At 65.8% G+C, this 10,645-nt stretch carries 8 protein-coding genes; 4 read left to right on the top strand and 4 right to left on the bottom strand.

What is annotated here, in order from left to right; translation table 11 throughout:
- The first annotated feature begins 195 nt into the window (after positions 1-195).
- Both ABWW33_RS24415 and ABWW33_RS24410 read left to right on the top strand, forming a co-directional pair.
- Complete coding sequence (locus ABWW33_RS24415) at positions 196-942, top strand: spondin domain-containing protein (protein ID WP_218088001.1); 747 nt, start codon at positions 196-198, stop codon at positions 940-942.
- 9 nt (positions 943-951) lie between these two features.
- The gene (locus ABWW33_RS24410) at positions 952-1,728 is read left to right on the top strand and encodes a spondin domain-containing protein (protein WP_176655383.1); all 777 of its coding nucleotides are present in this window, start codon (positions 952-954) and stop codon (positions 1,726-1,728) included.
- Between the two features lie 12 nt (positions 1,729-1,740).
- On the opposite strand, the gene ABWW33_RS24405 is transcribed toward ABWW33_RS24410, so the two are convergent.
- Entirely contained in the window at positions 1,741-4,200 is a 2,460-nt protein-coding gene (locus ABWW33_RS24405; RefSeq protein ID WP_176655382.1) for a S9 family peptidase, read from the bottom strand.
- 148 nt (positions 4,201-4,348) lie between these two features.
- On the opposite strand from ABWW33_RS24405, the gene ABWW33_RS24400 reads away from it, so the two are divergent.
- Entirely contained in the window at positions 4,349-4,882 is a 534-nt protein-coding gene (locus ABWW33_RS24400) for a CcdC protein domain-containing protein (RefSeq protein WP_176655381.1), read from the top strand.
- A 98-nt stretch (positions 4,883-4,980) separates the two neighbouring features.
- Positions 4,981-5,535, top strand: coding sequence for a hypothetical protein (locus ABWW33_RS24395; RefSeq protein WP_176655380.1), 555 nt, complete (start codon positions 4,981-4,983; stop codon positions 5,533-5,535).
- Here ABWW33_RS24395 and ABWW33_RS24390 read toward each other — a convergent pair.
- Genes ABWW33_RS24390 through ABWW33_RS24380 form a run of 3 tightly spaced genes read right to left on the bottom strand, consistent with a single transcriptional unit; the run spans position 5,532 to position 10,548 of the window.
- The gene (locus ABWW33_RS24390; protein ID WP_353404099.1) at positions 5,532-8,363 is read right to left on the bottom strand and encodes an ATP-binding protein; all 2,832 of its coding nucleotides are present in this window, start codon (positions 8,361-8,363) and stop codon (positions 5,532-5,534) included. The two genes, ABWW33_RS24395 and ABWW33_RS24390, sit on opposite strands and share 4 nt — an antisense overlap.
- Before the next feature lie 3 nt (positions 8,364-8,366).
- A complete protein-coding gene (locus ABWW33_RS24385; protein ID WP_353404098.1) occupies positions 8,367-9,182 on the bottom strand; it encodes a hypothetical protein in 816 nt (271 codons plus the stop codon).
- A complete protein-coding gene (locus ABWW33_RS24380; RefSeq protein ID WP_176655378.1) occupies positions 9,175-10,548 on the bottom strand; it encodes a hypothetical protein in 1,374 nt (457 codons plus the stop codon). The genes ABWW33_RS24385 and ABWW33_RS24380 overlap by 8 nt, the downstream gene beginning before the upstream one ends.
- Between the last annotated feature and the right edge of the window lie 97 nt (positions 10,549-10,645).

Raw genomic sequence — 10,645 nt, 5'->3', positions numbered from 1 at the left:
GTCGTCCGCAGGGACGGGATCGGGGGCGCGGTGAGAGGTGGCATTCATGGTCAACACTCCGGGAGGTGGCTCGTCAACCATTCTACGCCGTTACAAAATTAAACAAAAAACAGTTGTAAGGTTTCGTCACCGGTCTCAGACCAAGCTGCAATTCCTTGCGCGAGGGGTTGCCTCTTAACCCAACCTGAGATCGATATGACCACCAAACCATCTACCGGCATGGCGCTGCGCCTTGCCCTGGCAAGCGCATTGGCGCTGGCCACTCCCGCGCTGTTTGCATCCGACCTGACCGTCAGCGTCACCAACCTGACGCGCGGCACCTGGTTCACGCCTTTGCTGGTCAGTGCCCATCCGGCCAGCTTCAAGGCATTCACCGAAGGCACGGCCGCCAGCGCGCAGATACAGAGCGTGGCCGAGGCAGGCGACACCACCGGCGTGCAGGCCCTGCTGCCGAGCGGCGCGGCCAAGGTGATCAATCCGAACGGCGGTCCGCTGAAGCCCGGCGGCAGCGTCACCAGCGCCGTGTTCCAGGGCGGCGCCGGCACCGCCAACACGCAGCTGACCATCCTCGCCATGCTGGTACCGACCAACGACGGCTTCATGAGCCTGAACGCGATCGACATCCCGACGGCACCGGGCACCTATACCTACAACGTCTCCGCCTATGACGCGGGCACCGAAGCCAACGACGAAAAGGCTGCGGCGGCGGGCGGCGTCAACCAGCCGGGCATGATCTTCCCGGCCTTCCTGAACGACGCAAGCGGCAAGCTGGCAGCCAACATCAACACCGGCGCCACCGGCTTTACCAACGCCACCAAGGAAGGCTTTGTGCACATCCACCGCGGCATTGTCGGCAGTGTGCCGGGCGGCCCGAGCGCCCTGGACAACACCGTCTACCGCTGGCTCAATCCAGTGGCCCGCGTTGTGCTGACCGTGAAATAAGGGGGCGACATGACGCATTCCTCACAACTCCGCGCGCCGCTGGCGGCGCTGGCGGCGGCGCTGCTGCTGGCGGCCTGCAGCGGCGGCTCTTCGATGCCGGAACCGGACATCAAACCGCCGCCGCCCGTGGTCGTCGCACCGACCACCGCCATCTATGAAGTCACGCTGGTCAACCTGACGGCGGGACAGCCGCTGTCGCCGATGGTGGCGGTGGCGCATAACGACGGCTTCAGCGTCTTCAATGTCGGCGAAGCGGCCAGCGTCGCGCTGGAGCACCTGGCGGAAGCTGGCGAATCCGCGCCGCTGGCGGCGTTGGCGAACGACTCCAAGTCGGTGTATGCGGCGGCGGTCGCCGCGGGCGGACCGCTGGTGCCGGGCGCAGACAACAAGGCAACCGTGACGCTGACGGTGCCGGTGGCCAGCCTGCCGACGCTGCGCCTGTCGATGGCCAGCATGCTGGGCAACACCAACGACGGCTTTGCGGGCCTGGCCGGCCAGTCGCTGGCGGCGCTCGACGTGGGCGCGTCCACCACCGTGCGGCTGCTGAGCTATGACGCCGGCACCGAACGCAACACGGAGAGCGCAGACACCGTGCCTGGTCCGGCCACGGCCAACTCCGGCGGCAAGCGCGAAGGCTTCAACGCGACGCGGGACGACGTGATCAACACGGTGCACCTGCATCCGGGCGTGGTCAGCAAGGATGACGGATTGCCGACATCGGCGCTGACGCAGGCGCAGCGCTGGGACAATCCGGTGGCGCTGCTGACCATCAAGCGTACGCAGTAAACCCTTCAGCTGCTACGTCGCCTTCGCGTGGCGGACGTATTTGTCCAGCCACGCGTTGGTCTCGTACAGCATGTGCAGGATCGATTCGCGCGCGCGGTAGGCGTGCGATTCGTTCGGCAGCATCACCAGCCGCGCCGTGCCGCCCAGGCCTTTGATGGCCTGGAACATGCGCTCGCTCTGCAGCGGGAAGGTGCCGGAGTTGCTGTCCTCGGCGCCGTGGATCAGCAGCATCGCATCCTTGATCTTGTCGGCGTTATTAAACGGCGACATCGCCTGGTACACTTCCGGCGCCTGCCAGAACGGCCGCTCCTCGGACTGGAAGCCGAACGGCGTCAGCGTGCGGTTGTAGGCGCCGCTGCGCGCGATCCCGGCGCGGAACAAGCGCGTATGCGCCAGCAGGTTGCCGGTCATGAAAGCGCCGTACGAGTGGCCGCCGATGGCGATGCGGTGGCGATCGGCCACGCCGCGCCGCACCACCTCGTCCACCGCCGCCTGCGCGTCCGCCACCAGTTGCGACAAATAGGTATCGTTGGGTTCATCGTCGCCGCTGCCGATGATCGGGAACGAGGGGTTGTCCAGCACCGCATACCCCATCGCCAAAAAGGCCGCCGGCCCCCAGTAGCTGACCGCGTTGAAACGGTACGGCGAACCGGTGGTCTGGCTGGCCGCGCCGGCCGATTTGAATTCCTGCGGATAGGCCCACATCAGCAGCGGCAGCGGACCGTCGCGCGCCGGGTCATACCCCGGCGGCAGCATCAGCGTGGCCGTCAGTTCGACGCCGTCGTTGCGCGGATAGCGGATCTGCTCCTTGCCGACATCTTTCAGCTGCGGCGTCGGATGCGGATAGTTGGTCAGCGCCGTCAACTGCTTGTGTTCCGGCTTGCTCAGGTCGCGCAGATAGTAGTTCGGCCGCTCGGTCGGCGATTCGCGCGTCGTCAGCAGCAGCGTGCCCTCGTCGTTCAGCACCGCCGCGACGTTTTCAAAATACGGCGCGGCGCTCTGGAACAGGCGCACCTTCTGCCTGGTGGTCAGGCTCAGGCGGTCGATGAACGGCCGGTCGCCTTCCGGCGTGGCGCCGGCGCCGTCCAGCAGCACCGTCGTATCGGGACCGATCAACAGGCGCGGGAAGCCGCAGGCGTCGGCCCGCATCACCGGCGAACCGGGGCTGCTGTAGCGGTCCTCGTACGAGCCGGCATAAATCAACTCCGGCGGCGCCGACAGGTGATCGGGCTGTATCATCCACTGCTTGTAGTCGCGCGTCTTGTGCCAACGCTCGTTGATCAGCGCGACATCGCTGCGTCCCCAGGCGATGCCGGCGTAGCGCATCGTCAGCCGCGCCAGCACCAGCGGCGGTTCGTGGAACGGCGCCGCGTGCATGTAAACCAGGTCGCGGATATTGTCGATCACCGGACGCGCGGGATCGCCGCCATCCTGCGCCTCGGTCCACACCAGCGTGGCCGGCGCGTCGGCGCGCCACGACACATGGCGCACGCCTTCGGACACCGCGTCGTTCCCCGGCGGCAGCCCCTCCTCCAGCGGCAGCGTCGCCACCGTGTGCAGCAGCTGTCCGTTCAAATCGCGCACATCGATACGCTCGCCGAAACTGGACGCGGGCACGATGTAGGAATACGGCCGCGTGATGCTTTGCGTGAGCAGGTACTCTCCGCCCGGCGCGATCGAGGTGCGCGAGTATTGGCCCGGCACACCGATCGGGCGTGCCTTGCCGTGCAGGTCCAGCAGCACCATCTGCACTGTCACGTAGTATTCGAACAGGCGCGCGTCGGCCTCGTTCTTCAGCAGGTCCTGATAGGTGCGCAGCTGTCGCATGCTGCCACCGGGCTCGCTGTCCTGCTGGATCGGGCCGAACGGAACGCCGTCCGATTGCGGCGGCTTGCCGATGCCGGCCGGACGCCAGTGCACCAGCAGCCCGCTGCCATCCGGCAGCCAGTTGAAGCCGCGCGTCAGCACCGCCGACAGGGGCTGCGACGACAGCCGCGTGGCCTTGCGCGCCGCGATATCGACCAGCCACAACTCCACCGCGCCGCGTTCGCCCTTGTACGCCACGTGCGAGAACGCCAGGTGGCGCTGGTCGGGCGACCAGCTCAGGTCCGCCAGCCGCAGCGCGCGCGGCAGGCCGCGGATGCGGCTTTCCTTCTGCGTGGCGATATCGAGCAGGCTCAGGTCCGTGCCGAATGAAAAACGGGAAGAGGAACAGGTGCGCGGATTGATGCGCAGGCCGGCCAGTTTCAACTCCGGCTGCGCCACTTCGGCGATGCCCGGCAGCGGCGGCGTCTGCACCACGGCGGCGAGGTTGCGTTGGGGGCTGAGGCTCAGCGCCGGCGCGCGCGGCGCGTCGACGATTTCCAGCAAGGCGGCGGGAGGCAGCCGGTAACCGCCCTCCTGTGCGCCGGCTTGCGGCGAGGCGGCCATCAGGCCGAGATTGAGGGGCAGCATCGGTAACGGTTTGTTCATGGAATTCCTTTCGGTCCAGAAGCGGGGCTGCTGCGGTTCAGTTTGCTTATGCTATCCCTGATTGTCAATCACTGCCGCTTATCTGGTGACAATCTGTAACGCTGGCGTACAATCGCTGTTCCTGAAATCACGCTGTACGGAATCGCTTATGGAAATGACTACTATCACCCTGTTGCTGCTGGTGCCGCTGGCCATCTGGCGCATCTACACGCGCCTGAAGCGGCTGATGGGCCGCACCAGGTCCGAACTGTGGCGCCACTACTTCGCCGCCGTGGTGATGTCCGGGGTGCTGGGGGTGCTGGCAGCGACGCTGCTGGGCAAGTGGGATGCCTTTGCCGCACTGGTGGTCGGCGGCGTCGTCGGCGCCGCGCTGGGCTACCGCAACATGCAGCTGACGCGCCTGGAAAACACGCCGGAGGGTTTCTTCTACACGCCGAACCGCCGTCTCGGCCTGCTGGTGGCGATGCTGTTCATCAGCCGCCTGATCTACCGCCTGTTCGAGGCTTACCTGCACATGCACGACCACCTGCCGATGGACCCGGATTTCGTCGGCAATCCGCTGACGGCCGTGCTGTTTGGCCTGCTGGCCGGCTTCTACGCCTGCTACGGCGTGCTGCTGATACGCTGGCGCCGTGCCACCAAGCCGGTGCCGCGCCCTATCGACATCTTCGACATCAAATAAGCGCCGCATTTTTAGCGACAGTGCTACTGTAATCGTGTTGTGCGCGGGATATTTGGTGGTATGCTGAATGTATCCGCAAGGCAATTATTTGCACTGTTATGAATACGTCCATATACGATAAGACCGCAAAAGGCAGGGAGGAGATCGCGACGCGCAAGTATCAGCTTGCGCCGCGCCTGCGTACCTTGCTGGTGTTGGTCGACGGCCATCGGTCGGAAGAGGAACTGCTGCGCAACGTGGCGGGGCTGGGACTGACCGCCAGCGCCATGGCCGAGCTGCTGGACGGAGAATTCATCGTGCTGTCGACCAGCTATGCGTCGCTGGCGCCGGTGCCGGAAATGCCGGCCGAGCCGGAGGCTCCCGCGGCGGTGCCCGCGTCTACGGCCGCACCCGGGCCGCAGCTTCCCAGCGCCGCGCATATAGAGCAATTCCGTTCACTTTATGATTTCTACAACAAGACCATCAAGAGCACGATAGGCCTGCGCGGCTTCACGCTGCAGCTCAAGGTGGAGAAGGCCAGCTCGGTCGAGGATTTCCGCGAGCTGCGTATGCCCTACCTGGAAGCGGTACAGAAAGCCAAGGGCAACTTCACCGCCGCCTCGCTCGCCGAGCAGCTCGATCAGCTGCTCGACGGTCCGTCCGCTCAGGCTTAAGCCACTTTCGCCACTTCGACAGGCCGGCGCTGCAGCACGAAGATAGGCGCCGCCCACTCCGTATCCTTCTTCTTTTTACTCGTGATGAGCGTCAGTTCCGAAGGATCGTAGACGTCGGTGTTGTGCGTCAGCGGCGTCGTCATCAGGTACTGCGCGTCGGTGTTCTTCAGGAACTCGCCGACCAGCTGGATGTTGCGGATATCCAGGTGGGCGAACGGTTCGTCGATGAACACGAAGCCGCCAGAACCGTCTTCCGACTTCAACAGGCCAATCAGCAGCACCAGCGACTTCATCACCTGCTGGCCGCCGGACGCTTCGCCGTCGTTCATGCCGATGATGCCCTTGCCGTCGAACTTGAAGCGCACGTGCAGGCCCGCCTGCGACAGCTGCGTATCGTCGTTCTCCAGCCGCACCGGATCCGAGTGCACCTCGATGCCCGCCAGCTCGCCCAGCTCCTTGATGTTCTTGGAGTAGGTCTTGATGGTGTAGCGCAGCCGCTCGATGTAGGCGCCGCGCGCATTGCCGGTCGCCTCGATCGCGCGGTTGTTCTGGTAGCGGCGTTCCTCGGTCTCGGACTGGCGGCCGTGCAGCTGCTCGTTCAGGCGCTGGTACTGGTCGATGACGGTGGCGTCCAGTTCCCAGTCGCTGCGCGCCAGGCTGGCTTCCAGCGCATGGATGCGCAGCACCACCTGGTGCGAGTTCTGGTGCTCGCTGACCAGGCGCGCGCGGCGGTCCGGACGGCGCCAGCTTTTCGGCAGGTGGCGCCAGGTCTTGCGCAGCGCCAGCAAGGCGCGCGCGTGATCGGAACGCTGCTCGATCTGGCGCTTGTTGTTCAGGCGCAGGCCGGCTTCCGATTCGGACAGCGCGAAGCGCGCGTTCTGCCACGTCGTGTCGGCGCGCGTGCGCGTGACGACGGCGTTCTTGATCAGCGATTGCAGCTCGCCCAGGCGGGTGCCGACTTCGTTGCGCTCTTCCTTCAACGGCACGGCGTTGCGCGCCGCTTCGTCGAATTCCTCCTGGCGCGCGGCCAGCTCCTTGGCCGCGTCAACGCCGGCCAGGCGCGTCTTCAGCGAACTGATCTCCGAGGCCAGCTTCGATACGATCAAGGTCAGCGCATCTTCCTGCGCCTCCAGCGCCGGCAGCGACTTCTGGATCGCTTCCATACGCTGCGTGCGGCCGGCGGAACCGAAGCGGTAGCGCGACGCTTCGACGAACAGCGAGCGGCCGCCGCGGCGTTCGCGGTGATAGGCTTCCGGCGTGATCCACTCGTCGTGGCTGCCGAGTTTTGCGCCGGCGTCGACGTTGTCCACGCGGGTGATGCGCGACAGCTGCTCCACCAGCCAGGACGGCACCTTGGCCGAGAACTTCACCACCGACATCAGCGTGTTGTCCTTGACCGTCGGCGCATGCACCAGGTCCGGCACGATGAAGTGGCGATAGCGCTCCTTCTCCGCCAGGCGATACGCGGCCGAAGCGTCGGACGATTTATCCAGCAGCACCACCGAGGCATAGCCGCCAAGGACGCCTTCGATCGCTCCCTGCCAGCGCGCATCGGTCACTTCGACGATATCGGACAGCATGGCGTGGCCGATGCCGGCGTCGTTCAGCGCGCGGCGCATGCCGCGTTGCGCTTCCGGTTCCGGCATCGCGGTCTTGCCCTGCAGCGCGGCGATGGTCGACAGTTCGCCCGCGATCTTCGAGGCGATGGCGTCACGCGACTGGCGCTGGCGGGCCAGTTCGATTTCTTTTTCCTGCAGCTGCTGCGCCACTTCGGCCAGGTCGGCGCCGGAGTCGGCGGCCAGCTTCTGCAGGCGCACCTTCTGTTCCAGCAGGCTGTCCAGCGGTTTCAGCTTGCCGTTGATCTGGTTCAAACGGCTTTGCAGCGCGGTCGATTCCTGCTCCAGCACCGTTTCGTGCTGCTGCGCCTCGGTCAGCGCCTTCGCCTGCGCGGCCAGCGCGTTGCGCTTGTCGGTCAGCTGCTGGTCGGCCTGCATCAGCGGCTTGCGCGCGTCGCGCAGCTGGCGGCTGACGTTGCCGTGCTTCTCGCGTGCCTCGTGGTACTCCAGCGTCGGCAGCACTTCCTCCTGCAGGTTGCGGCGCTCCTTGTTCAGGTCTTCCCACTGGTGGTAATTGGCCACGCGCAGACGCAAGCCTTCCAGGTTGGTCTTGGAAGCTTCCAGTTCGGTTTCAAAGCGTTTCAGTTCGACTTCGGTGTCGCGCTGGTGGCGCTTGGCCTCGTCGTACGCATCCAGCACCTCCTTGTCGCCGAAGACCTGGAACACCAGGTCCAGCAACTGGCGCGGCGCGTATTCGCACAGCTTGTCGGTCTCGCCCTGCTCGAGCGCCAGCACTTTCGCCATCGCCGGCGACAGGCCGGCGTTGGCGAGGCGCTTGCGGTAGTTCTCGACGCCGAGCCAGTCGTTGCCGGCATCGCCGATGTCTTCGATCTGCACGTTCCCCGGGCGCATGAGGTACTGGCGCTTCCAGTCGCCGCCGTTCTTCTGGATCTGGCAGAACAGCGTGACCTCGTCGTCGCTGAAGAAGCCGGAGCTGCGGAACGGGCGGTTCGACAACTGCTTGCCGACGTTCTTGTTGTCGACCACGGCGCGCAGCCAGGCGGTCTGCTGGCCGCTGTGGCGTGCGTAGTGCTTGTAGGTGCGGCCCATCGAGCAATCGAGGCCGAACAACGTGCGCAGCGCGTCCAGCAAGGTGGTCTTGCCGGAGCCGTTCTGGCCCGCGATGGTGATGATCTTGGCGTCCAGCGGGATGTTCTTGATGCGCTGCCAGTAATCCCAGTGGACCAGTTCTAGTGATTTGATGTGAAACATGGCTTAGTCCTCGGCTGGATGTTCGGGGTCGCCGGCGGCGGTGTCGGTGTCGGCCACGTCGGGCATGGCGTCGACCGGCGGATCGAACGCCGGTATGGCGTCGCTCTCGCTGTCTTCGATGCCGGCGGATGCCGTCGCTTCATCGTCGTTGGCGGCGATGGGCGGCGAGCTGCGCGGCACCGGGATGATCTGCGCCGGCGAGCGCTTGAACACGTCGGCCAGCGCGCCGTTGATGATGCGCTCCTTCAGCTGGTCGGTATCCATCATCAGGTCCAGCAGCGGGCCTTCGACGATGATGTCGCCGCGGCGTTCGATGAATCCCAGCTTGGCCAGGATGCCGAGGTTCATGTCCAGCCGGGTCTTCTTGCCCAGCTTGTCGCCGAAGTCGGCCAGCAGCGCCTTGTAGGCGATGCCGATCGACGTGTCCTCGGCGCGCGGCAGCGGCTTCTCGACGCCGAACATGTCGTTCTGGTCGTCCGACGCGTGCTGGTGGGTTTCCTGGCGTTCGCGCTTGGGCAGGATGATCTGCGCCCACAGCACGACCAGCAGGGCCACGCCGTCGCGCGACAGGCCGAAGTTATTGTTTTGCCAGACGTCGCGCGCGCCGAAGATCTTCGGCTCGATGGCGCGCGTCAGCGCCAGGGTCACATGGTCGGCGTAGACGTTGTCGAGCAGTTTGAGGCCGGTGGCCAGCAGGCGCGCGTCGACCTCGGCGCGGAACAATTCGTCCGACAGCACGCGCTTGACCAGCTTGTCGTCGCGGCGCAGGGTTTGATGCGTCAACAGGCGCGCGATCAGGATTTGGGAATCGTCATTCATCGGACTTGTCGCCTTCCGGATTCAGAATAAGTGAGAGGGAGGCTAACGACATCGCTGCCACATGCAGGTCGGGCAGCTGGACCATTTCGTCGCTCGGCATGAACTTCACCGGCAGGCGCGCCAGTTCGGCGGTGGCGCCCTGCAGGCGTGCTTCGTCGGCGTCGCCCAGCAGCGGCAGCAGCGAGGCGCGGTACGAGGCCACGGCGAAGGTCGCCGGCAGCAGCGAATCCTGCACCGGGATCGATTTCGGCGCCTCCTCGGCGATGCTGGGGAAGTTGCCCAGCGCGGCGAAGTCGGACAGGCGGGCCAGCCAGTCGTCCAGCTCCTGCTGCATCTGCGGGCCTTCGCTGATGGTGGTCGGCGCGTCGGTGCCGGTGGGCAGGCCGCCGGCGACGGCGGAGACCGCGCGGTCGGACAGCAGCTCGGTCTCGGCCACGTCGATCATCTCGGCCGGCGTGATAAACAGCGGCACTACCGGCTGGTCGATGGCGCCTTCGGCCAGCGACGCCAGGTCTTCGTGCAGCAGCAGCCAGCGCTTGATGTCGGTGGTCGACAGGCCGGACTGGCCCAGGTGCACGCGCTGGCGCTCGATCTGGTTCAGCGCGCGCGAGAACATGCCCTGCATGTTGAGCAGCGCCGATTGCGCGCGGCCGATCGCCTGCGCGGCGCGGTGGGTGGCGCTGTCGGCGTTTTCATCGGAGGTGATCGCGCGCAGGATCTCCGAGCCCTTCTCCACCCAGTCGCAGGCCATGTGCCACTTCGCCTGCGACGCGCGCAGGCGGAACTCGGAACCGGAGGCGATGGCGTCGGAGAACTCCTCGGTCAGGTCGACCAGGCGGCCCAGCAGGTGGTTCAGCTGGTCGACGGTGACGCCGCCCATCACCTGCGCGCCGGCCACCTGCGACAGCAGGAAGCCCATGTCGGCTTCGTCTTCCTCTTTGCCCAGCGTCAGCAGACCGTCGATGGCCGACAGCACGTTGCGCGCCATCGGCGTGACGCGGTACACGGCTTGCTGCGCGTCCCACGCCAGCAGCTGGTTGGAGCGCAGGCGCATCAGCACCGTTTCCAGCGACTCGGGCAGCAGGTAGGCCAGGCGGGTGTTGATGTCGGCGCGCGAAAAGGTGGACGAGGCGGTGTCCGCCGCCAGCTCGCGCAGCACCAGCAGGCGCACCAGCACGCCATCGAAGCCGCCGTGGAACAGCGCCGTGAACACCTGCAGCAGGGGCTGGGCGCGTTTCAGGTGGTAGACCTGCTCGATCTCGTCGGCCGAAATATTCGGCTGGAAGTGCGCCTGCAGGCTGTCTTGCTGCTGTTGCTGATCCAGCGCCGGCTCCGGCGCGGGCTCACTTGTCATAGGTTCTATCATTCTTTGCCATAAAACAGCGGGGGTCAGAGCTGCAAAGCGGGGTCAGTTCCGGCAATCGGACACGCGTGTCCGATTGCCGGAACTGACCCCGCTTTGC

It is taken from the genome of Duganella hordei, assembly GCF_040369125.1.
In the GTDB taxonomy this organism is placed as follows: Bacteria; Pseudomonadota; Gammaproteobacteria; order Burkholderiales; family Burkholderiaceae_D; genus Rugamonas; species Rugamonas hordei.
This window is presented reverse-complemented; position numbering and strand designations above follow the sequence as displayed.